Raw genomic sequence first — 23,974 nt, forward strand, 5'->3', positions numbered from 1 at the left:
TCACCCACGGAGTGGATGCCCTCACGCTTGAGGCAGTTGTACGAGCGGACCGTGAGCTCCAGCTCCTCGATCGGCAGCGCGAGGTCGGCGGCCAGGGCGGCGTCCGTGGGGGACGGGCCCATGTCGATGCCCTCGGCGTCGATGTTGAGCTCGCGGGCCAGGCCGAACAGCTCGACCAGGGTCTTGCCGGCGGACGCCATGGCGTCGCGCGGGCGCATGGCCTGCTTGGTCTCGACGTCGACGATCAGCTTGTCGAAGTCGGTGCGCTGCTCGACACGGGTCGCCTCGACCTTGTAGGTGACCTTGAGCACCGGGCTGTAGATGGAGTCGACCGGAATGCGGCCGATCTCCTGGCCCAGCTGCTTGTTCTGGACGGCGGAGACGTAGCCGCGACCGCGCTCGACGGTCAGCTCCATCTCCAGCTTGCCCTTGCCGTTGAGGGTGGCGAGGACCAGGTCGGGGTTGTGCACCTCGACACCGGCCGGCGGGGCGATGTCCGCGGCGGTGACCAGCCCGGGGCCCTGCTTGCGCAGGTACATCACGACCGGCTCGTCGTGCTCCGAGGAGACGACGAGCTGCTTGATGTTGAGGATGAGGTCGGTGACGTCCTCCTTGACGCCCGGCACGGTGGTGAACTCGTGCAGGACACCGTCGATCCGGATGCTGGTGACGGCGGCACCGGGGATCGAGGAGAGGAGCGTACGGCGCAGGGAGTTGCCGAGGGTGTAGCCGAAGCCCGGCTCCAGCGGCTCGATCACGAACCGGGAGCGGTACTCGTCGACGACCTCTTCGGTCAGAGAGGGGCGCTGAGCGATCAGCATGAGGAATTGCCTCCAGTCTTCGGCACCCGCTATTTGATGCCGAGTCCTTACAGGGTACGGGCGGCACGGCCGGAAAGGCCGTACCGCCCGTTGAAGCCACTCTGTGCGAGCGACGCGTGGGACGCGGAGAGCGTCAGACGCGGCGGCGCTTCGGCGGGCGGCAGCCGTTGTGCGGGGTGGGGGTGACGTCCTGGATCGAACCCACCTCGAGGCCGGTGGCCTGGAGGGAGCGGATCGCGGTCTCACGGCCGGAGCCGGGACCCTTGACGAACACGTCCACCTTGCGCATGCCGTGCTCCTGCGCGCGGCGGGCGGCCGACTCGGCGGCCATCTGCGCGGCGAAGGGGGTGGACTTGCGCGAGCCCTTGAAGCCGACGTGGCCGGCGGAGGCCCAGGAGATCACGTTGCCGGTGGGGTCGGTGATCGAAACGATGGTGTTGTTGAACGTGCTCTTGATGTGCGCGTGGCCGTGAGCGACGTTCTTCTTTTCCTTGCGGCGCACCTTCTTGGCAGCGCCCTGACGGCCCTTCGGAGGCATGTATTACTCTCCCGTGGAGGTGGTCGGTCCTACAGCGAAGACCGCTGGTGGTGCGGCCCGGGGGTCGACCCCCGGCGTCCGCAGCGTCCTGCTGAGGACTACTTCTTGCCCGGCTTCTTCTTACCGGCGATGGCGCGACGCGGGCCCTTGCGGGTGCGGGCGTTGGTGTGAGTGCGCTGACCGTGGACCGGCAGGCCACGACGGTGACGCAGACCCTGGTAGCAACCGATCTCGACCTTGCGGCGGATGTCGGCCTGGATCTCGCGACGGAGGTCACCCTCGGTCTTGTAGTTGGCGTCCACGTACTCGCGGATCTTGACCAGGTCCTCCTCGACCAGGTCGCGAACGCGGGTGTCGGGGTTCACACCGGTGTTCTTCAGCGTCTCCTGGGCACGGGTGCGACCGATGCCGAAGACGTAGGTGAGGGCGACCTCGACGCGCTTCTCACGCGGGAGGTCAACGCCGGAGAGGCGTGCCATTGAGTGGCTCCTGATGTGTATCGGAGGTCTTCCGCAGCACCGCTCCCGGCGGCCGTGTCAGGTACCGGCCGGGTCCCCGGCCTCCGCCGGGGGTGTCGGCCCCAGGGGGGCCGGGTGACTGCGTATGTACGTTTATCGCTTGCGTCGCGCGAAGAAACTGCGAGGTGCGGGTGGTGTGTGCGTCAGCCCTGGCGCTGCTTGTGGCGCAGGTTGTCGCAGATGACCATGACCCGGCCGTGGCGGCGGATCACCTTGCACTTGTCGCAGATCTTCTTGACGCTCGGCTTGACCTTCATGGGATGTGAGGTTCTCCGGGTCAGTGCCTTCCCCCACGGGAGCGGGGTGCGGGCAAGATCTACTTGTAGCGGTAGACGATCCGGCCGCGCGTGAGGTCGTACGGGGACAGCTCCACCACGACCCGGTCGTCGGGCAGAATACGGATGTAGTGCATCCGCATCTTCCCGCTGATGTGCGCGAGGACCTTGTGACCGTTCTGGAGCTCCACCTTGAACATGGCGTTCGGCAGGGACTCAATCACGGTGCCCTCAATCTCGATGGCACCTTGCTTCTTGGCCACGCTTCGCCCTTCGAATCGGCTACCTTGATCGACTTCCATGCCCGTATACGGACATACGGATGCACGAGAGCCGACGCGTTAGTCTACGCCAGGGCCACGCAAAACACTAATCGGGTCAGGCTGCCCACCCGAGAAGATCCTTACGCGGGGCCCCTTCGGCGTGTCCCGGCCGGGGCGCCCGGGGGCGTCCGGCGGGGGTGTCCGGCCGGCGTGTACGACGGGGCCCGGCCGGGGGGTGTGTCCGGCCGGCCCTCGGCGCGGCTCAGGCCAGCGGGTCGGGCGCCGCGGTGACGCCGTACTGCGCGAGCTTGGCCTTGCCGCCGTCGACGGCGGTGAGGACCAGCGGGCCCTCCTCGGTCAGCGCCACCGAGTGCTCCCAGTGCGAGGACCAGGTGCCGTCGTCGGTCTTGACCGTCCAGTCGTCCTCGAGGACGTGCGTCTTCGGGGTGCCCAGGCTGACCATCGGCTCGATCGCGATGCAGAAGCCGGGCACCAGCCGGGGGCCGCGGCCGCGGCGGCGGTCGACGTAGTTCAGCAGGTGCGGGTCCATGTGCATCTGGGAGCCGATGCCGTGGCCGCCGTAGTCCTCGATGATCCCGTACTTGCCGGTGGCGGGGCGGGGCTGGCGGCGGATGTACCCCTCGATCGCCTTGGAGATGTCGACCAGCCGGTTGCCCTGCTTCACCGCGGCGATGCCGGCCCACATCGACTCCTCGGTCACCCGGCTGAGCTCGGTCAGCTCCGGGGCGTGACCGGTGCCGACGAAGGCCGTGAAGGCCGCGTCGGCGTGCCAGCCGTCGATGATGGCGCCGGCGTCGATGGAGATGATGTCGCCGTCCTTCAGGACGGTCCTCGTGTCCGGGATGCCGTGGACGACGACCTCGTTCACCGAGGTGCAGATGGTGGCGGGGAACCCGCCGTAGCCCAGGAAGTTCGACGTGGCGCCGTGCTCCGCGATCACCTTGCGGGCGACGTCGTCCAGGTCCTTGGTCGTGGCGCCCGGCACCGCCGCCTCCCGGCACGCGGCGTGGATCGCCGCCACGACCAGCCCCGCCTCACGCATCTTCGCGATCTGCTCGGGGGTCTTGATCTCCACCATGGGCCTGCCGCCTTCTGCTTTCCGTCATGGGTTCCGCTGTCTGCTCCAGACAACAGTACGGCCGCGGTCCCCCTGGGGGGGCACCGCGGCCGTCAGTGAGCCGTCTGCCGGGCCCGGCCCGGCCGTCGGGCCGCGCCGTGCGCCCGGCCGTCAGGCCGCCGGGTTCTTGAGCGCGTCCATCGCCCGCTCGGTCACCTCGGCGACCTTGCCGAGCGCGGAGATCGTGACCACCAGGTCCTGGGCCTTGTAGTAGTCGATGATCGGCTCGGTCTCGCGGTGGTAGACCTCGAGGCGCTTGCGGACGGTGTCCTCACTGTCGTCCTCGCGCTGGTACAGCTCGCCGCCGCAGGCGTCGCAGACGCCCTCGGCGCGCGGCGGGTTGTAGATCACGTGGAAGATGTGGCTGCTGTCCTTGCGGCACATCCGGCGGCCGGCGATCCGCTTGACCACCTCGTCCTCCGGGACCTCCAGGTCCAGCACGGCGTCCAGCCGCACGCCGTCCGCCTGCAGGATGCCGTCCAGCGCCTCCGCCTGCGCCAGGTTGCGGGGGAAGCCGTCCAGCAGGAAGCCGTCCGCGGCGTCGGCCGCGTGCATCCGGTCCGCGGCCATGCCGATGGTGACCTCGTCCGGCACGAGCTGACCCGCCCGCATGTACTCCTGCGCCTGGCGACCCAGCGGGGTCCCCTGGCTGATGTTGGCCCGGAACAGGTCGCCCGTGGAGATGTGCGGAATGCCGAGGTTCTTGGCCAGGTAGGCGGCCTGAGTGCCCTTGCCCGCACCAGGCGGCCCGACGAGGACGATTCGCATCAGCGGAGGAACCCTTCGTAGTTGCGCTGCTGGAGCTGGCTCTCGATCTGCTTCACCGTCTCCAGACCCACACCCACGATGATCAGGATGCTCGTCCCACCGAACGGGAAGTTCTGGTCGGCGTTGAAGGCGACCAACGCCATCGTCGGCACCAGCGCGATCAGACCCAGGTACAGCGACCCCGGCCAGGTGATCCGGTTGAGCACGTAGCTCAGGTACTCAGCAGTAGGTCGACCAGCCCGGATACCCGGGATGAAGCCACCATACTTCTTCATGTTGTCGGCGACTTCCTCGGGGTTGAACGAGATCGCGACATAGAAGAAGGCGAAGAAAACGATCAGCAGGAAGTACGTGGTGATGTAAACCGGGTGGTCACCGCGGATGAAGTTCGCGGAGATCCACTGCGCCCAGCCCGCCTGCGAGCCGCTGAACTGAACGATCAGGGCCGGAATGTAGAGCAGCGACGAGGCGAAGATGACGGGAATCACACCCGCCTGGTTCACCTTCAGCGGGATGTAGGTGGAGGTGCCGCCGTACGACCGCCGGCCGATCATGCGCTTCGCGTACTGCACCGGGATGCGGCGCTGCGCCTGCTCGACGAAGACCACCAGGCCGACCATCGCCAGGCCCATGAGGACCACCGCGCCGAAGTCCACCCAGCCGTCCGCGATCTTGCCCTGGAGCTTGATCTGCCACAGTGCGCCCGGGAAGCCGGCCGCGATGGAGACGAACATCAGGATGGACATGCCGTTGCCGATGCCCCGGTCGGTCACGAGCTCGCCGAGCCACATGATCAGGGCCGTGCCGGCGCACATGGTGATGACCATGGTCACGGTCACGAAGATCGACCGGTCCGGGATGATCTGGTCGCGGACCGCGCACTGCGGGAAGAGCGAGCCCTGCCGGGCCGCCGCCACCACGCCGGTGCCCTGGAGCACCGAGAGCGCCACGGTCAGATACCGGGTGTACTGCGTGATCTTTGCCTGACCGACCTGGCCCTCCTTCTTGAGGGCCTCCAGCCGCGGGATCACCACGGTGAGCAGTTGCAGGATGATGCTCGCCGTGATGTACGGCATGATCCCGAGCGCGAAGATCGTCAACTGAAGCAGCGCGCCACCGCTGAACATGTTCACGAGGCCGAAGAGGTCGCCGCCGCCCTTGGCCTCGTTCATGCACTGGTTGACGTTCTTGAAGCTGACGCCCGGCACCGGGATGTGCGCCCCGAGCCGGAAGAGCACGATGATGCCCAACGTGAACAGCAGCTTCTTGCGCAGGTCGGGCGTCTTGAACGCCCGGGCGAACGCGGTCAGCACGGTGCCTCCTGCGACCCCCGCGTATCTGCGCGAGAGGTGACGGTCTTGAGGATCGACGAATACGAGTCAGTCAAAGCCGCGCGGACCGGGCCGCGCGGCTTGGGGTCCGGGGTCCACGGCCTCAGGCCGCTGATGCCACAGCCCCCGGGGAAATACAGCAACAGTGCACGCCACCTTACCGGCGAGTGTGCCCCGCTTGGAACGACCAACCGGGGATGCCCCTTTTGAGGGGCATCCCCGGTCGATGTCTCATCGGGCTCAGACGAGCTCGGTGACGGTGCCGCCAGCGGCGGTGATCTTCTCCTTGGCGGAGCCGGAGACGGCGTCGACCGTCACCTGCAGCGCCACGGAGATCTCGCCGGTGCCGAGCACCTTGACGAGCTGGTTCTTGCGAACCGCACCCTTGGCGACCAGATCGGCCACCGTGACCTCGCCACCCTGCGGGTAGAGCGCGGCCAGCTTGTCCAGGTTCACGACCTGGTACTCGGTGCGGAACGGGTTCTTGAAGCCCTTGAGCTTCGGGAGACGCATGTGGAGGGGCATCTGCCCACCCTCGAAGCGCTCCGGAACCTGGTACCGGGCCTTGGTGCCCTTGGTGCCACGACCTGCGGTCTTACCCTTCGACGCCTCACCACGACCCACACGGGTCTTGGCGGTCTTGGCGCCCGGGGCGGGCCGGAGGTTGTGGACCTTCAGCGGGTTCTGCTCCGCCATGTCAGTCGACCTCCTCGACCGTCACGAGGTGGCGGACGGTGTGCACCATGCCGCGGATCTCGGGGCGGTCCTCCTTGACAACCACGTCGTTCAGGCGCTTGAGCCCGAGCGAACGCAGGGTGTCGCGGTGGTTCTGCTTGCTACCGATGTACGACTTCGTCTGCGTGACCTTGAGGCGAGCCATTACGCACCCGCCCCAGCACGCGCACGGAGCAGAGCCGCGGGGGCGACGTCCTCGAGGGGCAGACCGCGGCGAGCCGCGATCTCCTCGGGACGCTGCAGGCCCTTGAGGGCCGCCACGGTCGCGTGCACGATGTTGATCGCGTTGTCGGAGCCGAGCGACTTCGACAGGATGTCGTGAACGCCGGCGCACTCGAGCACGGCACGCACCGGGCCACCGGCGATAACACCGGTACCGGGGGACGCCGGCTTGAGCAGGACGACGCCCGCGGCCTTCTCACCCTGAATGGGGTGGGGGATGGTGCCCTGAATCCGGGGGACCTTGAAGAAGTGCTTCTTGGCCTCCTCCACACCCTTGGCGATGGCGGCCGGCACCTCCTTGGCCTTGCCGTATCCGACACCCACGGTGCCGTCACCGTCGCCCACCACGACCAGCGCGGTGAAGCTGAAGCGACGACCACCCTTCACAACCTTGGCGACGCGGTTGATGGCGACAACGCGCTCGACGTAAGCGGTCTTCTCGGCAGCTGCGCCGCCGTCCCGCCGGTCCTTCCGGTCCCGCCGCTCGCCGCCACCGGCACCGCTCCCGCGGCGCTGGGGTCCAGCCATTGGAATTACCTCTCTCGTTTACGTCCGCTAGCTACGGAACCGGCTCAGAACTTGAGTCCGGCTTCGCGGGCGGCGTCCGCCAGAGCCGCGATGCGCCCGGCGTACTGGTTACCACCGCGGTCGAACACGACGGCCTCGACACCCGCGGCCTTGGCGCGCTCGGCGACCAGGGCACCAACCTGCTTGGCCTGGGCGCTCTTGTCGCCCTCGCCACCACGGATGGAGGTGTCCAGGGTCGACGCGGAGGCGAGCGTGTGGCCCGCGACGTCGTCGATGACCTGAGCGACCATGTGGCGGTTGGACCGCGTCACGACCAGGCGGGGGCGCTCCGGCGTACCGGAGATCCGCTTGCGGACGCGGATGTGGCGACGCTTGGCGGCGGCGCGCTTGTACGCGTCACCCTTAGCGATCTTCACACCGTATGTCATGGCTTACTTACCAGCCTTTCCGACCTTGCGGCGGATGACCTCGCCCGCGTACTTCACGCCCTTGGCCTTGTACGGATCGGGCTTGCGCAGCTTGCGGATGTTCGCGGCGACCTCGCCGACCTTCTGCTTGTCGATGCCCTCGACCGAGAACTTGGTGGGGGACTCGACCTTGAAGGTGATGCCTTCCGGCGCCTCGATGAGGATCGGGTGGCTGTAGCCCAGCGCGAACTCCAGGTTGGAGCCCTTCGCCTGGACGCGGTAACCAACACCGCTGATCTCGAGCGCCTTGCTGTAACCCTGGGTCACACCGGTGATCATGTTCGCCACCAGCGTGCGGGACAGGCCGTGGAGGGCCTTGTTCTGACGCTCGTCGTTGGGGCGGGTCACCTGGAGGGTGCCGTCCTCGCCCTTAGCGATCTCGATCGGCGCGGCGACGGTGTGGGAGAGGGAACCCTTGGGGCCCTTCACCGAGACCGTCCGGCCATCGATGGTGACGTCCACACCGGCGGGAACCTGGATGGGCAGCTTGCCAATACGCGACATGCTCTATTCCTCCGTTCCCGACTACCAGACGTAGGCGAGGACTTCCCCACCCACGCCCTTCTTCTGCGCCTGCTTGTCGGTGAGGAGACCGTGCGACGTGGAGATGATCGCCACGCCCAGGCCGCCGAGCACCTTCGGCAGGTTGGTGGACTTTGCGTAGACCCGCAGACCCGGCTTGGAAATCCGCTTGATGCCTGCGATCGAGCGCTCGCGGTTCGGGCCGAACTTCAGCTCGAGGACGAGGTTCTTGCCAACCTCGGCGTCCTCGACCTTCCAGCCGGTGATGAAGCCCTCCTGCTGGAGGATCTCCGCGATGTGCGACTTGATCTTGCTGTGCGGCATCGACACGGTGTCGTGGTATGCCGAGTTCGCGTTTCGCAGACGAGTCAGCATGTCTGCGATCGGGTCGGTCATGGTCATGATGGCCTTCGGCCTCTCTCGCCGGGGTTTCCTATCTGCGCCATCCCTCTCCCCGAGCTGAGTCGGAGCGGGTGCGGCGCGGGGACCTACGGCGTAGTAAGACGGTCATGGGCGGCGGGCGCCCAACCCTTCCACTCTACGGGAGAGAAAAGGGAATGCTTTACGGGAGCCCGCCATCCATTTGCTTACCGAGAGTCCGGCATCAACCCAAAAGGGCTGATTACCAGGAACTCTTGGTCACGCCCGGCAGCTCGCCACGGTGAGCCATCTCACGAAGGCACACGCGGCACAGGCCGAACTTGCGGTAGACGGAGTGGGGCCGGCCGCAGCGGTTGCAACGGGTGTAAGCGCGCACCTTGAACTTCGGCTTGCGCTCGGCCTTAGCGATCAGAGCCTTCTTCGCCACGGTCAGTTCTCCTTGAACGGGAAGCCGAGGTGACGGAGGAGGGCACGACCCTCGTCGTCGTTGGTCGCCGTGGTGACCACGGTGATGTCCATGCCCCGGACCCGGTCGATCTTGTCCTGGTCGATCTCGTGGAACATGACCTGCTCCGTGAGACCGAAGGTGTAGTTGCCCCGGCCGTCGAACTGCTTCGGCGACAGACCGCGGAAGTCGCGGATGCGCGGCAGCGCCAGCGACAGCAGGCGGTCCAGGAACTCCCACATCCGGTCACCGCGGAGGGTGACGTGGGCACCGATCGGCTGACCCTCGCGCAGCTTGAACTGCGCGATGGACTTCCGGGCCTTGGTGACGGCCGGCTTCTGACCGGTGATCGTGGCGAGGTCGCGGATGGCGCCCTCGATCAGCTTGGAGTCGCGGGCGGCGTCGCCCACACCCATGTTGACAACGATCTTGGTCAGACCCGGGATCTGCATGACGTTCTCGTACGAGAACTCCTCACGCAGCTTGCCCTGGATCTCGTCGCGGTAGCGCTGCTTCAGACGCGGCGCGTTGGTGGTGGCAGTCATCAGATGTCCTCACCGGTCCGCTTGGCAACGCGGATCTTGTTGCCCTCGTCGTCGAAGCGGTATCCGACGCGGGTGACGACCTTCTTGCCGTCCTTCTCCACCACGAGCTGAACGTTGCTCACGTGGATCGGGGCCTCGGTCGTCACGATGCCGCCGGTCTTCGAGCCACGAGCGGTCTGGCCGGCCTTGGTGTGCTTCTTGACCCGGTTGACACCCTCGACCAGGACGCGGTTGTCGGCGGGGAAGGCCTGAATGACCTTGCCCTGCTTGCCCTTGTCCTTGCCGGTGATGACCTGAACCAGGTCGCCCTTCTTGATCTTCATCGGTTACAGCACCTCCGGCGCGAGCGAGATGATCTTCATGAACTTCTTCTCGCGCAGCTCACGGCCCACGGGGCCGAAAATACGGGTGCCGCGGGGGTCGCCATCGTTCTTGAGGATGACGGCCGCGTTCTCGTCGAAGCGGATGTACGAGCCGTCCGGACGGCGGCGCTCCTTGACGGTGCGCACGACGACCGCCTTGACGACGTCGCCCTTCTTCACGTTGCCACCGGGGATCGCGTCCTTGACGGTGGCGACGATGACGTCACCGATGCCCGCGTAGCGACGACCCGAGCCACCGAGAACACGGATGCAAAGGATCTCCTTCGCACCAGTGTTGTCGGCGACGCGCAGTCGCGACTCCTGCTGGATCACGTCTATCTCCTGATCGTCTGCCGGTTCCCGGCAGGGGCTGCGTCAGCAGCCCCTGCCGAGCCTGGCGGAACTGTCCAGAAGGCAAATGCCTTCAGGCTGGTTCTTTGGAATCCCCTTGCGGGAATTACCTACTTGGCCTTCTCGAGGATCTCGACGACGCGCCAGCGCTTCGTCGCGGACAGCGGCCGGGTCTCCATGAGGAGGACACGGTCGCCGATACCCGCGGCGTTCTGCTCGTCGTGCGCCTTGAGCTTGTTGGTACGGCGGATGACCTTGCCGTACAGCGCGTGCTTGACGCGGTCCTCGACGGCGACGACGACGGTCTTGTCCATCTTGTCGCTGACGACCAGACCCTCACGGGTCTTGCGGAAACCGCGCTCGTTCGTCTCAGTCACATTCTTCTCGCTCATCAGGCGCTCTCCACCGTCTCGATGCCGAGCTCGCGCTCCCGCATCAGGGTGTAGATCCGGGCGATGTCCTTGCGGACGGCCTTCAGCCGGCCGTGGTTCTCGAGCTGTCCGGTCGCCGCCTGGAAGCGGAGGTTGAACAGCTCCTCCTTGGCCTCACGGAGCTTGGCAACGAGTTCCTCGTTGTTCAGCTCGCGCAGCTCTGACGCCTTGGTACCGGCCGCCATCACGACTCACCTGCCTCGCGCCGAACGATCCGGCACTTCATCGGAAGCTTGTGCGCGGCGCGGGTCAGCGCCTCGCGAGCAATCTTCTCGTTCGGGTAGGACAGCTCGAACATCACCCGACCGGGCTTGACGTTCGCGACCCACCACTCCGGAGAACCCTTACCGGAACCCATGCGGGTCTCGGCGGGCTTCTTCGTGAGCGGGCGGTCCGGGTAAATGTTGATCCAGACCTTGCCACCACGCTTGATGTGGCGGGTCATGGCGATACGAGCCGACTCGATCTGACGGTTCGTCACGTACGCCGGGGTGACCGCCTGGATGCCGTACTCACCGAACGCAACCTCGGTACCACCCTTGGCCATGCCATTGCGCTTGGGGTGGTGCTGCTTGCGGTGCTTGACCCTACGGGGGATCAGCATGTCGGTCAGGCCTCCGTTCCGGTGGTCTCCGCCGGAGCGGCAGCGGCGGGCGCCTCGGCCTTGGGGGCCTCGGCAGCCGCGTTCTGCTGCTGCGGCTTACGGCCGCGGCCGCCACGCTCGCCACCACGGCCACCACGGGCCGGGCGGTCGGCGCCACCGCGCGACGGGCGGTTGCCCGCGCGGGCGGCAGCGTTCTCGGCGCGCACCTCGGCGATGTTCTTGACGTCGCCCTTGTAGATCCAGACCTTCACGCCGATGCGGCCGAAGGTGGTCTTGGCCTCGAAGAAGCCGTACTCGACGTTCGCGCGGAGGGTGTGCAGCGGCACACGGCCCTCGCGGTAGAACTCCGAGCGGGACATCTCGGCGCCGCCGAGACGGCCACCACACTGGATCTTGATGCCCTTGGCGCCGGCCTTCATGGCGGACTGCATGCTCTTGCGCATGGCCCGACGGAAGGAGACGCGGGAGGACAGCTGCTCGGCAACGGCCTGGGCCACGAGCTGAGCGTCGACCTCGGGGTTCTTGACCTCGAGGATGTTCAGCTGGACCTGCTTGCCGGTGAGCTTCTCGAGGTCACCGCGGATGCGGTCGGCCTCGGCGCCACGGCGGCCGATGACGATGCCCGGACGAGCGGTGTGGATGTCCACGCGGACACGGTCACGGGTGCGCTCGATCTCAACCTTCGAGATGCCGGCGCGCTCCATGCCGGACGTCATCATCCGACGGATGGCGACGTCTTCCTTGACGTAGTCCTTGTACAGCTTGTCGGCGTACCAGCGAGACTTGAAGTCCGTGGTGATGCCGAGCCGGAACCCATGCGGGTTAACCTTCTGGCCCATTACCGGGTTCCTTCCTTGCTGCTGACGACCACGGTGATGTGGCTGGTCCGCTTGCGGATCCGGTAGGCGCGGCCCTGGGCGCGCGGACGGAACCGCTTCAGGGTCGGGCCCTCGTCGACGTAGGCCTCGGAGATGTAGAGGCTGTCGACATCGGTGTGGTCGTAGTTGTGCGCGGCGTTGGCGATGGCGCTGTCCAGCACCTTGCCGACGGGCACGCTGGCGGCCTGCGGGGCGAAACGCAGGACCGCCTGAGCCTCCGTGGCATTCATGCCACGGATGAGGTCCACCACGCGGCGGGCCTTCATGGGCGTGACGCGGATGTACCGCGCCTGGGCCCTGGCTTCCATGGTTGTCCCTTCGGTGTCAGTCATATGGTCTTCGCTATTCCGCAGATCAGCGACGACGCGACTTGCGGTCGTCCTTCTCATGGCCGCGGAAGGTGCGGGTCGGCGCGAACTCGCCGAGCTTGTGGCCGACCATCGACTCGGTGACGAACACCGGGACGTGCTTGCGGCCGTCGTGCACCGCGATCGTGTGGCCGAGCATGGCCGGGACGATCATCGAGCGGCGGGACCAGGTCTTGATGACGTTCTTGGTGCCGGCTTCGTTCTGGACATCCACCTTCTTGATCAGGTGGTCGTCGACGAAGGGCCCCTTCTTGAGACTACGCGGCATCTAAACCCGCTCCTAGCGCTTCTTGTTCGTCTTGCGGCGGCGGACGATGTACTTGTTGCTCGCCTTCTTGGGAGAACGAGTACGACCCTCCTTCTGACCCCACGGGGAGACCGGGTGGCGACCACCGGAGGTCTTGCCCTCACCACCACCGTGCGGGTGGTCAACCGGGTTCATCGCCACACCGCGAACGGTCGGGCGAACGCCCTTCCAGCGCATACGGCCGGCCTTGCCCCAGTTGATGTTCGACTGCTCGGCGTTGCCGACCTCGCCGACGGTGGCGCGGCAGCGGACGTCGACCAGGCGGACCTCACCGGACGGCATGCGCAGGTGGGCGTAGGCGCCCTCCTTCGCCAGCAGCTGGACGGAAGAGCCCGCGGAGCGAGCGATCTTCGCGCCGCCGCCGGGCCGCAGCTCGATGGCGTGGATGGTCGTACCCACCGGGATGTTGCGCAGCGGCAGGTTGTTGCCCGGCTTGATGTCGGCCCCGGGGCCGTTCTCGATCCGGTCGCCCTGGCCCAGCTTGGCGGGGGCGAGGATGTAGCGCTTCTCGCCGTCCGCGTAGTGGAGCAGCGCGATGCGCGCGGTGCGGTTGGGGTCGTACTCGATGTGCGCGACCTTGGCCGGCACGCCGTCCTTGTCGTGACGACGGAAGTCGATCACTCGGTAGGCGCGCTTGTGGCCACCGCCCTGGTGGCGAACGGTCACACGACCGGCGTTGTTACGGCCGCCCTTGCTGTGCAGGGGGCGGACCAGCGACTTCTCCGGCGTGGACCGCGTGATCTCGACGAAGTCGGCGACGCTGGAGCCACGACGGCCCGGGGTCGTCGGCTTGTACTTGCGGATACCCATTTCTCAGTCCTCGGAAGATTCCGGACTTCTGGACGCTCCGATCTCCGTTAGGAGACCGGGCCGCCGAAGATGTCGATACGGTCGCCCTCGGCGAGGGTCACGATGGCGCGCTTGGTGTCCTTGCGCTTGCCGAAACCGGTGCGGGTCCGCTTGCGCTTGCCCTGGCGGTTGATCGTGTTCACCCCGGTGACCTTGACCGAGAAGACCGCCTCGACGGCCTGCTTGATCTGGGTCTTGTTCGCGCGCGGGTCGACGATGAACGTGTACTTGTTCTCGTCCAGCAGCGCGTAGCTCTTCTCGGAGACCACGGGCTTGACGAGAACGTCACGCGGGTCCGTGAAGGTCTTGCTGGTGATCGTGGCCTCGGACATCAGGCCTCGCTCCCTTCGGTCTCAACGGCCTTGGGGCCAGACACGAAGGACTCGAAGGCGGCCTGGGTGAAGACCACGTCGTCGGAGACGAGCACGTCGTACGTGTTCAGCTGGCCCGGCTCCAGGATGTGGACCTGGGGCAGGTTGCGGGCGGACAGCCACGCGGCCTCGTCGGACCGCTCGGCGACCAGGAGCAGGTTCTTGCGCTCGCTGATCTTGCCGAACAGGGTCTTGGCGGCCTTGGTGGAGATGTCGCCCTCGACCACGCCGGAGACGACGTGGATGCGGGAGTGACGCGCCCGGTCGGAGAGGGCACCGCGCAGGGCGGCGGCCTTCATCTTCTTCGGGGTCCGCTGCGAGTAGTCACGCGGCACGGGACCGTGCACGACGCCACCACCGGCGAACTGCGGCGCGCGGGTCGAACCCTGACGGGCGCGACCGGTGCCCTTCTGGCGGTACGGCTTCTTGCCACCGCCGCGGACCTCGCCACGAGTCTTGGTCTTGTGCGTGCCCTGGCGGGCAGCGGCCAGCTGCGCGACGACGACCTGGTGGATCAGCGGAATGCTGACCTGCGCGTCGAAGATCTCCGCGGGGAGCTCGACGGTCCCGGCCTTGTCGCCAGCCGGCGAAAGGATGTCAATGGTGCTCATCGGTTACCTCAGGCCCCCTTGGCCGCGGTACGGACCAGGACGAGGCCGCCGTTCGGACCAGGAACCGCTCCCTTGATGAGGAGCAGACCCTTCTCCGCGTCAACGGCGTGGACGGTCAGGTTCTGGGTGGTGACCCGCTCGTTGCCCATGCGGCCGGCCATGCGCAGGCCCTTGAACACGCGGCCCGGGGTGGCGCAGCCACCGATGGAACCGGGCGAGCGGTGCTTGCGCTGCGTGCCGTGGCCGGCGCCGAGGCCACCGAAGCCGTGGCGCTTCATGACACCGGCGGTGCCCTTGCCCTTGCTCGTGCCCGTGACGTCGACCTTGACGCCGGCCTCGAACACCTCGGCGGTGATCTCCTGGCCGAGCGTGTACTCGCTGGCGTCGGAGGTACGGAGCTCCACCAGGTGGCGGCGCGGGGTCACGTCGGCCTTGGCGAAGTGGCCCTTGAGGGGCTTGTTCACCTTGCGCGGGTCGATCTCGCCGAAGGCGATCTGGACCGACTCGTAGCCGTCGGTGTCGTTGGTACGGACCTGGGTCACGACGCAGGGACCGGCCTTGACGACGGTCACCGGGACGACACGGTTGTTCTCGTCCCAGACCTGAGTCATGCCGAGCTTCTCGCCCAGGACGCCCTTGATCTGCTTAGCCATCTCGCGCGTCACCTCAGAGCTTGATCTCGATGTCGACGCCGGCCGGCAGGTCGAGACGCATCAGCGAGTCAACCGTCTTGGGCGTGGGGTCGAGGATGTCGATGAGGCGCTTGTGCGTGCGCATCTCGAAGTGCTCGCGCGAGTCCTTGTACTTGTGCGGCGACTTGATGACGCAGTACACGTTCTTCTCAGTGGGCAGCGGCACCGGGCCCGCGACCGACGCACCAGTGCGCGTCACCGTCTCGACGATCTTCTTCGCCGAGGAGTCGATGACCTCGTGGTCGTAGGCCTTGAGCCGGATGCGGATCTTCTGTCCCGCCATGGCTACTTCGTAGTCCTGTCTCTCGTAACGCTCTGGGACCCGGTGCGCTGCGCCCTCTTTCGAGGACCGCCGCCCTGTCTCTCCGACCCACGCGGTCGGGCGTGTCGCACTCCCGACAAAGAAAAGCCCGAAAAACGGGTTCCCTTTCGAGGGGTGCGGCGCACGAGCCGCGTTGTGCTCCCTGAAAAGGAGCGGCCGGGGGGAGAAGGACACCCACCGGGTGCCTGGCTGGGGCCCCGCCCACGCTTCCCGGAAGATTCCCGTACTTCCGCCCCTGCGCCTTACGGCACATTGCATGAGGCGACGAGTACTGCGGGACTCGCTTCCAGTCCTCCCGGCGGGAGGCGCGCGGCATCGGCACTCAACCGAGCAACCTGGACAGTGTGCCACATCCCGACAGGCTGACGCCAATCGGGCCCAATATCACGTCCGGGGACCGGCGTGGCGGGGCGGGTCCGCCCGGTGCGCGCGCCGCCACGCCCCCGTGGGGCCGGCTGGGCGCCCGCGAGCGGGGCGGGGGAAACGGCGGAGGGCCCCGCCGAAGCGGGGCCCTCCTGGGTGCTCCAGGGAGCGTCAGGTCACTTGACGATCTTGGTGACCTGGCCGGCGCCGACGGTCCGGCCACCCTCACGGATGGCGAACTTCAGGCCCTCCTCCATGGCGACCGGCTGGATCAGCTGGACCGACATCTTGGTGTTGTCGCCCGGCATGACCATCTCGGTGCCCTCGGGGAGGGTCACAACGCCCGTCACGTCCGTGGTACGGAAGTAGAACTGCGGACGGTAGTTGTTGAAGAACGGCGTGTGGCGGCCACCCTCGTCCTTGGACAGGATGTAGGCCTGCGCCTCGAACTCGGTGTGCGGGGTGACCGAACCCGGCTTGATGATGACCTGGCCGCGCTCGACGTCCTCGCGCTTGATGCCGCGGAGCAGCAGACCGACGTTCTCACCGGCCTGGCCCTCGTCGAGCAGCTTGCGGAACATCTCGATGCCGGTGACCGTGGTGGTGGTCTTCTCCGGCTTGATGCCGATGATGTCGACGGTCTCGTTGACCTTCAGGACACCACGCTCGATACGGCCGGTGACGACCGTACCGCGACCGGTGATCGTGAAGACGTCCTCGACCGGCATCAGGAACGGCTTGTCGACGTCGCGGTCCGGGGTGGGGATGGACTCGTCCACGGCCTTCATCAGGCCGAGGAGCTTCTCGCCCCACTCCTTGTCGCCCTCGAGCGCCTTGAGCGCCGAGACCTGGACGACCGGAACGTCGTCGCCCGGGAACTCGTACTCGGAGAGCAGCTCGCGGACCTCGAGCTCGACGAGCTCCAGGATCTCCTCGTCGTCCACCATGTCGGCCTTGTTCAGGGCGACCACGATGTACGGAACGCCGACCTGGCGGGCCAGGAGCACGTGCTCCTTGGTCTGCGGCATCGGGCCGTCGGTGGCGGCGACCACGAGGATGGCGCCGTCCATCTGAGCGGCACCGGTGATCATGTTCTTGATGTAGTCCGCGTGACCCGGGCAGTCAACGTGGGCGTAGTGACGCGACTCGGTCTGGTACTCGACGTGCGCGATGGAGATGGTGATACCGCGCTGGCGCTCCTCAGGAGCCTTGTCGATCTGGTCGAAGGCCGAGGCCTCGTTCAGGTCCGGGTACGCGTCGTGCAGCACCTTGGTGATCGCCGCGGTAAGCGTCGTCTTACCGTGGTCGATGTGACCGATGGTGCCGATGTTGACGTGCGGCTTAGTCCGCTCGAACTTCGCCTTCGCCACTGGGGTCCTCCTGTGGACTGGTGCTGTACTCCACCCACGCTTTGCGGATGGGTTCAGGTGGTCTTACCGATCCGGCCAGGACCCCGAGGGGATGCCCTTGGCCGTTTCGCTGGGGGGCCGGCTGCCGGGGCCCGGTGGAGACCGCCGCTGTTCCGCGGTGGTCCCCACCGGAATGCCCGAAGCCTCTGCTCAAGCCTAAACGCTGAGCAACACGGGTGAATCCCGGTTACTCGCCCTTGGCCTTCGCGATGATCTCCTCGGCGACGTTCTTCGGAACCTCGGCGTAGGAGTCGAACTGCATGGAGTAGCTGGCGCGGCCGGACGTCTTGCTGCGCAGGTCGCCGACGTAGCCGAACATCTCCGACAGCGGGACCAGGCCGGTGACCAGCTTGGCACCGTGCCGGTCCTCCATGGACTGGATCTGTCCACGGCGGGAGTTGATGTCACCGATCACATCGCCCATGTAGTCCTCGGGCGTCGTGACCTCGACCTTCATCATCGGCTCGAGCAGGGCCGGGCTGGCCTTGCGGGCGGCCTCCTTGAAGGCCATCGAACCGGCGATCTTGAACGCGAGCTCGGAGGAGTCGACCTCGTGGTAGGCGCCGTCGAGCAGCGTCACCTTGACGCCGGTCAGCGGGTAGCCGGCCAGCACACCGAACTCCATGGCCTCCTGGCAGCCCGCGTCCACGGACGGGATGTACTCCCGCGGGATGCGGCCACCGGTGACCTTGTTCTCGAACTCGTAGCCGTCGCCCTCGAGCGGCTCGACGTTGATCTGCACCTTGGCGAACTGGCCGGAACCACCAGTCTGCTTCTTGTGCGTGTAGTCGACCTTCTCGACGGCCTTGCGCAGCGTCTCACGGTAGGCCACCTGCGGCTTACCGACGTTGGCCTCGACCTTGAACTCGCGCTTCATACGGTCGACCAGCACGTCGAGGTGCAGCTCGCCCATACCCGCGATGATGGTCTGGCCGGTCTCCTCGTTGGTCTTGACCTGGAAGGACGGGTCCTCCTCGGCCAGCCGCTGAATCGCGACGCCCAGCTTCTCCTGGTCGCCCTTCGACTTCGGCTCGATGGCGACCTCGATGACCGGGGCCGGGAACTCCATCGACTCGAGGATCACCGGGTTGCCGTTGTCGCAGAGGGTCTCACCGGTGGTGGTCTGCTTCAGACCCATGACGGCGACGATGTCGCCGGCACCCACCGAGTCGATCTCCTCACGCTTGTTGGCGTGCATCCGGTAGATCTTGCCGATGCGCTCCTTGCGGCCCTTCACGGAGTTCAGCACCTGAGTGCCGGTCTCCATGCGGCCGGAGTACACGCGGACGAAGGTGAGCTTGCCGAGGTGCGGGTCGCTCATGATCTTGAACGCCAGGCCGGAGAACGGCTCGTCGTCCGACGGACGGCGCTTGATGACCTCGTCCGGGTTGTTGACGGCCTGGCCCTCGATGGCCTCGATGTCGACCGGGGAGGGCAGGTAGCGCACGACCGCGTCGAGCAGGGGCTGGACGCCCTTGTTCTTGAACGCGGTGCCACAGAACACCGGGGTGACGGTGGTGCCGCCGCCCTTGCCGGAGTTGATGGTGATGCGGCGCACGGCCGCGTACAGCTGCTCCTCGGTGGGCTCCTGGCCCTCGAGGTACAGCTCCATCATCTCTTCGTCGTTCTCGGCCACGGCCTCGAGCAGCTTGCCGCGCCACTCGTCGGCGGCCTCGATGTGGGTGTCGGGGATGTCGACGACGTCGTACATCTCACCCTTGGTGGCCTCGGCGGACCAGACGAGCGCCTTCATGCGGACCAGGTCCACGACGCCCTTGAAGTCGGCCTCGGTACCGATCGGGAGCTGCATGACGAGCGGGGTCGCACCCAGGCGGTCGACGATCATGTCGACGCAGCGGTGGAACTCCGCACCCGTGCGGTCCAGCTTGTTGACGAAGCAGATACGCGGCACGCCGTACCGGTCCGCCTGCCGCCACACGGTCTCGGACTGCGGCTCGACACCGGCGACACCGTCGAACACCGTCACGGCACCGTCGAGCACGCGCAGCGAACGCTCCACCTCGACGGTGAAGTCGACGTGGCCCGGGGTGTCGATGATGTTGATGGTGTGGTCGACGTCCTCGAGCGGCCAGTGGCAGGTCGTCGCGGCGGACGTGATGGTGATGCCGCGCTCCTGCTCCTGCTCCATCCAGTCCATCGTGGCAGCGCCGTCGTGGACCTCACCGATCTTGTAGCTCACACCGGTGTAGAAGAGGATGCGCTCGGTGGTGGTCGTCTTGCCCGCGTCGATGTGGGCCATGATCCCGATGTTGCGGACCTTGGCCAGGTCAAGCGAAGTGGTGGCCATATGGCTCAGTCTTCTCTCGGTTCTCGATGGGGGTAGCGACTACCAGCGGTAGTGCGCGAAGGCCTTGTTGGACTCGGCCATCTTGTGGGTGTCCTCGCGACGCTTGACGGAGGCGCCCAGACCGTTGCTGGCGTCCAGCAGCTCGTTCATCAGACGCTCGGTCATGGTCTTCTCGCGACGGGCGCGGGAGTAGCCCACGAGCCAGCGGAGCGCGAGGGTGGAGGCGCGGCCGGGCTTGACCTCGACCGGAACCTGGTAGGTGGCGCCACCGACACGGCGGGACTTGACCTCGAGAGCCGGCTTGACGTTCTCGAGCGCGCGCTTCAGCGTGATGACCGGGTCGTTGCCGGTCTTCTCGCGGAGGCCTTCCATGGCGCCGTAGACGATCCGCTCGGCGGTGGAGCGCTTGCCGTTGAGCAGGATCTTGTTGATCAGCGAGGTCACCAGAGGAGAACCGTAAACCGGGTCGATGATGACCGGGCGCTTCGGGGCGGGGCCCTTACGAGGCATTCTTACTTCTCCTTCTTGGCGCCGTAGCGGCTGCGGGCCTGCTTGCGGTTCTTGACACCCTGGGTGTCGAGCGAGCCGCGGATGATCTTGTAACGAACACCCGGCAGGTCCTTCACACGGCCACCACGCACGAGCACGATGGAGTGCTCCTGCAGGTTGTGTCCCTCACCCGGAATGTACGCGGTGACCTCGATCCCGCTGGTCAGACGCACACGCGCGACCTTACGCAGGGCCGAGTTCGGCTTCTTCGGGGTGGTCGTGAACACACGCGTGCAGACGCCGCGGCGCTGGGGGGAACCCTCGAGCGCGGGCGTCTTGTTCTTCTCGACCTTGTCCTGCCGGCCCTTCCGGACCAGCTGCTGGATCGTAGGCACCGTTTCTCCGGTTTCTGTGTGCCGTCTAGTAAAGCTAACCTGGGGCATCTCCGACCCACGCGGTCGGGTGTGTCGGCTCGGCTGAAAGATCCGCACGATCCATACGCCCGACAGGCGGGGAGAGTGCGACGTTCTCGGCGTCCTTGCCACGGACTCCCGTACCGGGGGCACCTCCGGACCGACTGGCCGCGGAGAGTGCACGCACAGGAGCCCGGGCACACCCCAGGCACAGGTTGAGAGCGTACCTATCGCATCGGCTACGGTCAAAACAAACAGACGCGCGACGACCTGGCACCTTGCCCCGGCGCGCGCCCTCGGCACCCCCGTCCGAGTGCCCCCGCCGTGTCTCACCGCGTCTCACCGTCTCACCGCGTCTCACCGCGCCCCGGACGCGGACGCCCTCCCGAGCGTTCGCCCTCCCCCACCGCCCAGGGCCTCGGCGAGATCCCGCCGGCCGGTGATGTCGAGCTTGCGATAGACCCTGGTCAGATGCTGCTCCACGGTGCTCACCGTGATGAACAGCCGCCGGCTGATCTCCCGGTTGCGACAGCCCTGCGCCGCCAGCGCGGCCACCCGCCGCTCGGACGCGCTCAGCACATCGCCCGGCGCCGGCCCCGCGCCGAGCGCGTCGGCCGGGTCGGCCGGGTCGAGCGCGGCGGCCGCCGTGGTCCCCGGGGCCCGCGCCGCGCCGAGGTCGGCCACGGCACGCGCGAGCTCCTCCCGGTCCCCGGCCCGGCGCAGCTCGTGCACCGCGCGGTGCAGCAGCGGCACCCGCTGTCCCTCCGCGGCGGTCGCCGCCAGCAGCCGCAGCGACACCCCGCGCACCCACGGATGGCGGGCGTCCGGGTGGGCCAGCTGCCGCAGCAGCAGTTCCTCGGCGCGCCGCGGATCGCCCGATCGGAGCAGCGCCTCGGCGGCGTCCCCGCGCCAGGGCAGCAGCAGCGGGCTGTCCCAGCCGGCGGTCAGCCGGCCGACGCGCAGGAAGTCGGCGAGCGCCGGGCGCGGCCGGCCCACGGCCAGGTGGTGCAGCCCGCGGGCCCGCAGCAGGAGCAGCCCGTACAGGCTGTCGGCGTACTCCTCGGGGGCGGGATCGGTCAGCCGGCGGGCGGCCGCGGCGTGGTCCCCCAGCGCAGTACGGGCCCGGACGACGACGGCGGCCGGGAGACACGCCAGCCCGCCCCCGCCGCCCGGGGGCAGGCGGTCCAGGGCCGCGAGCGCCTGCCGCTCGGCGCCCCGCGGGTCGCCGAACCGCAGCAGGGCCATGGCCAGCAGCGCGGTGAACAGCGCCTGCCAGCCGGGGGCGCGGCGGTACGCGGCCTCCTCCACCCGCTCCTCGCAGCGGGCCGCGGCCCGCTCGGGGTGCCGCGCGTGGAGGAGGCGCCACAGGGCCCGCGCGATCGGCTCCAGCGTGTCCTCGCAGAGCTCGGCGCGCTCCAGGAAGCGGTCCGCGTCGGCGGCCGCCGCGTCGTCGTCGGGGTCCGCGACGAGCCAGGGCACGGCCGCCCGGCGGCCGGTGGCGCCGTGGCCCACGGTGGCCCCGGCCTCCGCGGAGCCGGCGCACCCCGGGCGTCCGCCGTCATCGGTGCCGGCGCCCCGCCCGGTGCTCGGCCCCCGTACGAGCTCCCCCGGCCCGCCGGCGCCCCGCCCGCTGTCCGGCGCCCGCGCCCGTACGACCTCAGCCGCGCGGTCGGTGCTCCCTCCCGGGGTTCGTACGGCCTCCCCCGCGCCGCCGGTCGCCCGCGCCTGCGTCCGTATCGCCTCACCCACGCGACCGTGGAGCATCAGCACCCGGGCCAGCGGGCCGGTCAGGCGGCCGGGGAGCCGGCCCTCGCGCGCGGCCCGCCGCGGCTCGGCGAGATGCCGCTCGGAGGCCGCCGGGTCGATCCGCCAGGAGAGGCCGGCGAGCCGGATGGCGATCTCGGCCCGCTGGCCGGGGTCCTGGCAGGCCGCGTGGGCCAGCTCCAGCGCGGCCACGGCGCGCTCGGCCTCCCCGTCCCCGGCCAGGTGCTCGGCCGCCTCCCGCAGCACGTCCACGGCCCAGGGGGGCCGCTCGGCGCCCGGCCGCGTGCCGTACGGACCCACCGTGCCCGGCCACGTGCCGTACGGGCCCACGGTTTCCGGGCCCGTGTCCTCGGCCGCGGCGAGCAGGTGCCCGGCCACCTCCGCGGCGGCCCGCCCGGCGGCGTACGTCAGCTCGGCCGCGCGCAGTCGCAGCCGTGCCCGCAGCCCCGGCTCGCTCGCCGCCAGGACGGCGCCCCGCACCGCCGGGTGCCGGAACCGCTCCGCGTGCTCGTCGTCGAGCAGGCCCGCCGCGTGCAGCGCGGCCAGGCCCCGGGAGACCTCCGCCCGGCCGGTGTCCAGCAGCCGGGCCACCCGGTCGGCCGTGCCGAGGCCGTCGAGGACGGCGAGGGCCGTGGCGACCGCGGCCGCGGCCGGGCCGGCACCTCGCGCACAGGCGCTCACCGCGCGGGCGAAGGCGGGCCCCGGGCCGGGGTGGGCGCGCGGGGCCCGCGCCGGGTCGCGGGCCGCGGCGCACCAGTCGTCGAGCAGGGCCCGGCTGAGCAGCGGGCTGCCGCCCGCGAGGGCGAGCAGATCGGCGGCGAGGGACTCGGGGCGGCCGAGGCCGGGCCGGGCTCGGACCAGGGCGGCCACGCCGGCGGCGGTGAGCGGTCGCAGCGTCAGCACCTGGAGAGGGGCGCCGGCAGGGCCGGGGGGCCGGTGCGGCGGCTCGGTGCCGCCCAGCGGCTGCCGGCCCGGCCCGCCGGGGCCGGTGAGCGCGCAGACGAGCAGGACCCGGGCCGGGCCGACGTGCCGGACCAGGTGCTGGAGGTGGCGCAGGGACGCCTCGTCGGCGTGGTGGAGGTCGTCGACGCAGCAGACCACGGGGGCGGTGGCGCCGAGCCGGCGCAGCAGCGCGGTGAACGCCCGCGGGTTCTGGGCCAGCAGCGGGCCCTGTACGGGGACGGCGGGCGGGCCGTGGCCGGGTGGCGGGTCGGCCCGGCCGCGCAGCGCCCTGGCCCGGGCCGCGGGGGGCAGCCCCTCGGTCAGCCGGCGGACGACGCCCAGCGGCAGTCCGCTGCCGGCGGGCTCCGCGCGGGCCCGCAGGACGAGGGCGCCGGTGCCGGCGGCGTGCTCGGCGAACGCGTCGAGCAGTGCCGTCTTGCCGAGGCCGGTCGCACCCCGTATGAGGACGGTGCGCGGGCGGCCGGCGGCGCAGTCGGCCAGGGCGGCCCGCAGGGTGTCGAGTTCCGTCGATCGGTCGATCAGAGCCATCTGTCTCTCCGCCCCGTCACCCACCTCCCGAAGGGGGCGGGCGCATCAAAGAAACACAGCTTTCTTTCGCTCCGCGCGACTCCGCGCGGCTCCG

The 23,974-nt window shown here is 68.5% G+C and carries 34 protein-coding genes; all 34 read right to left on the bottom strand.

Features of this window, described 5'->3' with window-relative positions:
* Positions 1-821, bottom strand: an 821-nt coding sequence (locus ACSNOD_RS03960; protein ID WP_436765308.1) for a DNA-directed RNA polymerase subunit alpha, incomplete at its 3' end; no start/stop codon positions are given.
* A 133-nt stretch (positions 822-954) separates the two neighbouring features.
* Positions 955-1,359: a 30S ribosomal protein S11 gene (rpsK, locus tag ACSNOD_RS03965; protein WP_003948617.1), complete on the bottom strand. Its 405-nt coding sequence runs from the start codon at positions 1,357-1,359 to the stop codon at positions 955-957.
* A gap of 98 nt (positions 1,360-1,457) precedes the next feature.
* Positions 1,458-1,838, bottom strand: a complete 381-nt coding sequence (gene rpsM / locus ACSNOD_RS03970; RefSeq protein ID WP_436765309.1) for a 30S ribosomal protein S13 — start codon at positions 1,836-1,838, stop codon at positions 1,458-1,460.
* A gap of 182 nt (positions 1,839-2,020) precedes the next feature.
* A complete protein-coding gene (gene rpmJ / locus ACSNOD_RS03975; protein ID WP_003956441.1) occupies positions 2,021-2,134 on the bottom strand; it encodes a 50S ribosomal protein L36 in 114 nt (37 codons plus the stop codon).
* 59 nt (positions 2,135-2,193) lie between these two features.
* Positions 2,194-2,415 (bottom strand): translation initiation factor IF-1, encoded by a 222-nt coding sequence (gene infA / locus ACSNOD_RS03980; protein WP_003956442.1) that lies wholly within the window; start codon positions 2,413-2,415, stop codon positions 2,194-2,196.
* A 262-nt stretch (positions 2,416-2,677) separates the two neighbouring features.
* Positions 2,678-3,514 carry a type I methionyl aminopeptidase gene (map, locus tag ACSNOD_RS03985; protein ID WP_436765310.1) on the bottom strand — a complete coding sequence of 279 codons (837 nt, stop codon included), beginning with the start codon at positions 3,512-3,514 and terminating at the stop codon, positions 2,678-2,680.
* A gap of 150 nt (positions 3,515-3,664) precedes the next feature.
* Positions 3,665-4,321, bottom strand: a complete 657-nt coding sequence (locus ACSNOD_RS03990; protein ID WP_436765311.1) for an adenylate kinase — start codon at positions 4,319-4,321, stop codon at positions 3,665-3,667.
* Positions 4,321-5,634 (bottom strand): preprotein translocase subunit SecY, encoded by a 1,314-nt coding sequence (secY, locus tag ACSNOD_RS03995; protein WP_436765312.1) that lies wholly within the window; start codon positions 5,632-5,634, stop codon positions 4,321-4,323. Before secY ends, ACSNOD_RS03990 begins: the two co-directional genes overlap by 1 nt.
* Positions 5,635-5,892: 258 nt before the next feature.
* On the bottom strand, positions 5,893-6,348 hold the full coding sequence (gene rplO, locus ACSNOD_RS04000) for a 50S ribosomal protein L15 (protein ID WP_436765313.1): 456 nt from the start codon (positions 6,346-6,348) through the stop codon (positions 5,893-5,895).
* Between the two features lies 1 nt (position 6,349).
* Positions 6,350-6,532 (bottom strand): 50S ribosomal protein L30, encoded by a 183-nt coding sequence (gene rpmD, locus ACSNOD_RS04005; protein WP_037912396.1) that lies wholly within the window; start codon positions 6,530-6,532, stop codon positions 6,350-6,352.
* Entirely contained in the window at positions 6,532-7,137 is a 606-nt protein-coding gene (gene rpsE / locus ACSNOD_RS04010; RefSeq protein WP_436765314.1) for a 30S ribosomal protein S5, read from the bottom strand. Before rpsE ends, rpmD begins: the two co-directional genes overlap by 1 nt.
* Positions 7,138-7,181: 44 nt before the next feature.
* On the bottom strand, positions 7,182-7,565 hold the full coding sequence (gene rplR / locus ACSNOD_RS04015; protein WP_436765315.1) for a 50S ribosomal protein L18: 384 nt from the start codon (positions 7,563-7,565) through the stop codon (positions 7,182-7,184).
* 3 nt (positions 7,566-7,568) lie between these two features.
* Complete coding sequence (gene rplF, locus ACSNOD_RS04020; RefSeq protein WP_436765316.1) at positions 7,569-8,108, bottom strand: 50S ribosomal protein L6; 540 nt, start codon at positions 8,106-8,108, stop codon at positions 7,569-7,571.
* A gap of 21 nt (positions 8,109-8,129) precedes the next feature.
* On the bottom strand, positions 8,130-8,528 hold the full coding sequence (rpsH, locus tag ACSNOD_RS04025) for a 30S ribosomal protein S8 (RefSeq protein ID WP_436765317.1): 399 nt from the start codon (positions 8,526-8,528) through the stop codon (positions 8,130-8,132).
* A gap of 220 nt (positions 8,529-8,748) precedes the next feature.
* Entirely contained in the window at positions 8,749-8,934 is a 186-nt protein-coding gene (locus tag ACSNOD_RS04030; RefSeq protein WP_436765318.1) for a type Z 30S ribosomal protein S14, read from the bottom strand.
* A 2-nt stretch (positions 8,935-8,936) separates the two neighbouring features.
* A complete protein-coding gene (gene rplE / locus ACSNOD_RS04035) occupies positions 8,937-9,497 on the bottom strand; it encodes a 50S ribosomal protein L5 (protein WP_436765319.1) in 561 nt (186 codons plus the stop codon).
* Positions 9,497-9,820, bottom strand: a complete 324-nt coding sequence (gene rplX / locus ACSNOD_RS04040) for a 50S ribosomal protein L24 (RefSeq protein WP_436765320.1) — start codon at positions 9,818-9,820, stop codon at positions 9,497-9,499. Before rplX ends, rplE begins: the two co-directional genes overlap by 1 nt.
* 3 nt (positions 9,821-9,823) lie before the next feature.
* Entirely contained in the window at positions 9,824-10,192 is a 369-nt protein-coding gene (gene rplN, locus ACSNOD_RS04045; RefSeq protein ID WP_055718836.1) for a 50S ribosomal protein L14, read from the bottom strand.
* Positions 10,193-10,320: 128 nt separating this feature from the next.
* Positions 10,321-10,602, bottom strand: a complete 282-nt coding sequence (gene rpsQ, locus ACSNOD_RS04050; RefSeq protein WP_242583624.1) for a 30S ribosomal protein S17 — start codon at positions 10,600-10,602, stop codon at positions 10,321-10,323.
* Complete coding sequence (gene rpmC, locus ACSNOD_RS04055) at positions 10,602-10,826, bottom strand: 50S ribosomal protein L29 (protein ID WP_436765321.1); 225 nt, start codon at positions 10,824-10,826, stop codon at positions 10,602-10,604. The genes rpsQ and rpmC overlap by 1 nt, the downstream gene beginning before the upstream one ends.
* A complete protein-coding gene (gene rplP / locus ACSNOD_RS04060) occupies positions 10,826-11,245 on the bottom strand; it encodes a 50S ribosomal protein L16 (protein WP_436765322.1) in 420 nt (139 codons plus the stop codon). Before rplP ends, rpmC begins: the two co-directional genes overlap by 1 nt.
* A gap of 5 nt (positions 11,246-11,250) precedes the next feature.
* The gene (gene rpsC, locus ACSNOD_RS04065; protein WP_436765323.1) at positions 11,251-12,084 is read right to left on the bottom strand and encodes a 30S ribosomal protein S3; all 834 of its coding nucleotides are present in this window, start codon (positions 12,082-12,084) and stop codon (positions 11,251-11,253) included.
* On the bottom strand, positions 12,084-12,431 hold the full coding sequence (rplV, locus tag ACSNOD_RS04070; protein WP_184818458.1) for a 50S ribosomal protein L22: 348 nt from the start codon (positions 12,429-12,431) through the stop codon (positions 12,084-12,086). The genes rpsC and rplV overlap by 1 nt, the downstream gene beginning before the upstream one ends.
* Positions 12,432-12,477: 46 nt before the next feature.
* Positions 12,478-12,759 carry a 30S ribosomal protein S19 gene (rpsS, locus tag ACSNOD_RS04075; RefSeq protein ID WP_014178772.1) on the bottom strand — a complete coding sequence of 94 codons (282 nt, stop codon included), beginning with the start codon at positions 12,757-12,759 and terminating at the stop codon, positions 12,478-12,480.
* A gap of 12 nt (positions 12,760-12,771) precedes the next feature.
* Positions 12,772-13,608, bottom strand: coding sequence for a 50S ribosomal protein L2 (gene rplB, locus ACSNOD_RS04080; RefSeq protein ID WP_436765324.1), 837 nt, complete (start codon positions 13,606-13,608; stop codon positions 12,772-12,774).
* Positions 13,609-13,655: 47 nt separating this feature from the next.
* Positions 13,656-13,979 (bottom strand): 50S ribosomal protein L23, encoded by a 324-nt coding sequence (rplW, locus tag ACSNOD_RS04085; protein ID WP_436765325.1) that lies wholly within the window; start codon positions 13,977-13,979, stop codon positions 13,656-13,658.
* Complete coding sequence (rplD, locus tag ACSNOD_RS04090) at positions 13,979-14,629, bottom strand: 50S ribosomal protein L4 (protein WP_436765326.1); 651 nt, start codon at positions 14,627-14,629, stop codon at positions 13,979-13,981. Before rplD ends, rplW begins: the two co-directional genes overlap by 1 nt.
* Before the next feature lie 8 nt (positions 14,630-14,637).
* The gene (gene rplC / locus ACSNOD_RS04095) at positions 14,638-15,282 is read right to left on the bottom strand and encodes a 50S ribosomal protein L3 (RefSeq protein ID WP_436765327.1); all 645 of its coding nucleotides are present in this window, start codon (positions 15,280-15,282) and stop codon (positions 14,638-14,640) included.
* Between the two features lie 13 nt (positions 15,283-15,295).
* The gene (gene rpsJ / locus ACSNOD_RS04100; RefSeq protein WP_003948644.1) at positions 15,296-15,604 is read right to left on the bottom strand and encodes a 30S ribosomal protein S10; all 309 of its coding nucleotides are present in this window, start codon (positions 15,602-15,604) and stop codon (positions 15,296-15,298) included.
* A 578-nt stretch (positions 15,605-16,182) separates the two neighbouring features.
* On the bottom strand, positions 16,183-17,376 hold the full coding sequence (gene tuf, locus ACSNOD_RS04105; RefSeq protein WP_436765328.1) for an elongation factor Tu: 1,194 nt from the start codon (positions 17,374-17,376) through the stop codon (positions 16,183-16,185).
* Between the two features lie 226 nt (positions 17,377-17,602).
* Positions 17,603-19,723 (bottom strand): elongation factor G, encoded by a 2,121-nt coding sequence (gene fusA, locus ACSNOD_RS04110; protein WP_436765329.1) that lies wholly within the window; start codon positions 19,721-19,723, stop codon positions 17,603-17,605.
* A 39-nt stretch (positions 19,724-19,762) separates the two neighbouring features.
* Complete coding sequence (rpsG, locus tag ACSNOD_RS04115) at positions 19,763-20,233, bottom strand: 30S ribosomal protein S7 (RefSeq protein WP_436765330.1); 471 nt, start codon at positions 20,231-20,233, stop codon at positions 19,763-19,765.
* Between the two features lie 2 nt (positions 20,234-20,235).
* Positions 20,236-20,607, bottom strand: coding sequence for a 30S ribosomal protein S12 (gene rpsL / locus ACSNOD_RS04120; RefSeq protein ID WP_003948652.1), 372 nt, complete (start codon positions 20,605-20,607; stop codon positions 20,236-20,238).
* Between the two features lie 375 nt (positions 20,608-20,982).
* A complete protein-coding gene (locus ACSNOD_RS04125; RefSeq protein WP_436765331.1) occupies positions 20,983-23,880 on the bottom strand; it encodes an AAA family ATPase in 2,898 nt (965 codons plus the stop codon).
* Positions 23,881-23,974: the final 94 nt, after the last annotated feature.

The organism is Streptomyces sp. URMC 123 (genome assembly GCF_051386515.1).
Lineage (GTDB): Bacteria > Actinomycetota > Actinomycetes > Streptomycetales > Streptomycetaceae > Streptomyces.

What these genes read in the sequence shown, in the direction of transcription:
- rpsK (WP_003948617.1), bottom strand. Translation starts at nt 1,359, where the DNA reads ATGCCTCCGAAGGGCCGTCAGGGCGCTGCCAAGAAGGTGCGCCGCAAG.
- rpsM (WP_436765309.1), bottom strand. Translation starts at nt 1,838, where the DNA reads ATGGCACGCCTCTCCGGCGTTGACCTCCCGCGTGAGAAGCGCGTCGAG.
- rpmJ (WP_003956441.1), bottom strand. Translation starts at nt 2,134, where the DNA reads ATGAAGGTCAAGCCGAGCGTCAAGAAGATCTGCGACAAGTGCAAGGTG.
- map (WP_436765310.1), bottom strand. Translation starts at nt 3,514, where the DNA reads ATGGTGGAGATCAAGACCCCCGAGCAGATCGCGAAGATGCGTGAGGCG.
- ACSNOD_RS03990 (WP_436765311.1), bottom strand. Translation starts at nt 4,321, where the DNA reads ATGCGAATCGTCCTCGTCGGGCCGCCTGGTGCGGGCAAGGGCACTCAG.
- rplO (WP_436765313.1), bottom strand. Translation starts at nt 6,348, where the DNA reads ATGGCGGAGCAGAACCCGCTGAAGGTCCACAACCTCCGGCCCGCCCCG.
- rpmD (WP_037912396.1), bottom strand. Translation starts at nt 6,532, where the DNA reads ATGGCTCGCCTCAAGGTCACGCAGACGAAGTCGTACATCGGTAGCAAG.
- rpsE (WP_436765314.1), bottom strand. Translation starts at nt 7,137, where the DNA reads ATGGCTGGACCCCAGCGCCGCGGGAGCGGTGCCGGTGGCGGCGAGCGG.
- rplR (WP_436765315.1), bottom strand. Translation starts at nt 7,565, where the DNA reads ATGACATACGGTGTGAAGATCGCTAAGGGTGACGCGTACAAGCGCGCC.
- rplF (WP_436765316.1), bottom strand. Translation starts at nt 8,108, where the DNA reads ATGTCGCGTATTGGCAAGCTGCCCATCCAGGTTCCCGCCGGTGTGGAC.
- rpsH (WP_436765317.1), bottom strand. Translation starts at nt 8,528, where the DNA reads ATGACCATGACCGACCCGATCGCAGACATGCTGACTCGTCTGCGAAAC.
- rplE (WP_436765319.1), bottom strand. Translation starts at nt 9,497, where the DNA reads ATGACTGCCACCACCAACGCGCCGCGTCTGAAGCAGCGCTACCGCGAC.
- rplX (WP_436765320.1), bottom strand. Translation starts at nt 9,820, where the DNA reads ATGAAGATCAAGAAGGGCGACCTGGTTCAGGTCATCACCGGCAAGGAC.
- rpsQ (WP_242583624.1), bottom strand. Translation starts at nt 10,602, where the DNA reads ATGAGCGAGAAGAATGTGACTGAGACGAACGAGCGCGGTTTCCGCAAG.
- rpmC (WP_436765321.1), bottom strand. Translation starts at nt 10,826, where the DNA reads ATGGCGGCCGGTACCAAGGCGTCAGAGCTGCGCGAGCTGAACAACGAG.
- rplP (WP_436765322.1), bottom strand. Translation starts at nt 11,245, where the DNA reads ATGCTGATCCCCCGTAGGGTCAAGCACCGCAAGCAGCACCACCCCAAG.
- rpsC (WP_436765323.1), bottom strand. Translation starts at nt 12,084, where the DNA reads ATGGGCCAGAAGGTTAACCCGCATGGGTTCCGGCTCGGCATCACCACG.
- rplV (WP_184818458.1), bottom strand. Translation starts at nt 12,431, where the DNA reads ATGGAAGCCAGGGCCCAGGCGCGGTACATCCGCGTCACGCCCATGAAG.
- rpsS (WP_014178772.1), bottom strand. Translation starts at nt 12,759, where the DNA reads ATGCCGCGTAGTCTCAAGAAGGGGCCCTTCGTCGACGACCACCTGATC.
- rplB (WP_436765324.1), bottom strand. Translation starts at nt 13,608, where the DNA reads ATGGGTATCCGCAAGTACAAGCCGACGACCCCGGGCCGTCGTGGCTCC.
- rplW (WP_436765325.1), bottom strand. Translation starts at nt 13,979, where the DNA reads ATGTCCGAGGCCACGATCACCAGCAAGACCTTCACGGACCCGCGTGAC.
- rplD (WP_436765326.1), bottom strand. Translation starts at nt 14,629, where the DNA reads ATGAGCACCATTGACATCCTTTCGCCGGCTGGCGACAAGGCCGGGACC.
- rplC (WP_436765327.1), bottom strand. Translation starts at nt 15,282, where the DNA reads ATGGCTAAGCAGATCAAGGGCGTCCTGGGCGAGAAGCTCGGCATGACT.
- rpsJ (WP_003948644.1), bottom strand. Translation starts at nt 15,604, where the DNA reads ATGGCGGGACAGAAGATCCGCATCCGGCTCAAGGCCTACGACCACGAG.
- fusA (WP_436765329.1), bottom strand. Translation starts at nt 19,723, where the DNA reads ATGGCCACCACTTCGCTTGACCTGGCCAAGGTCCGCAACATCGGGATC.
- rpsG (WP_436765330.1), bottom strand. Translation starts at nt 20,233, where the DNA reads ATGCCTCGTAAGGGCCCCGCCCCGAAGCGCCCGGTCATCATCGACCCG.
- ACSNOD_RS04125 (WP_436765331.1), bottom strand. Translation starts at nt 23,880, where the DNA reads ATGGCTCTGATCGACCGATCGACGGAACTCGACACCCTGCGGGCCGCC.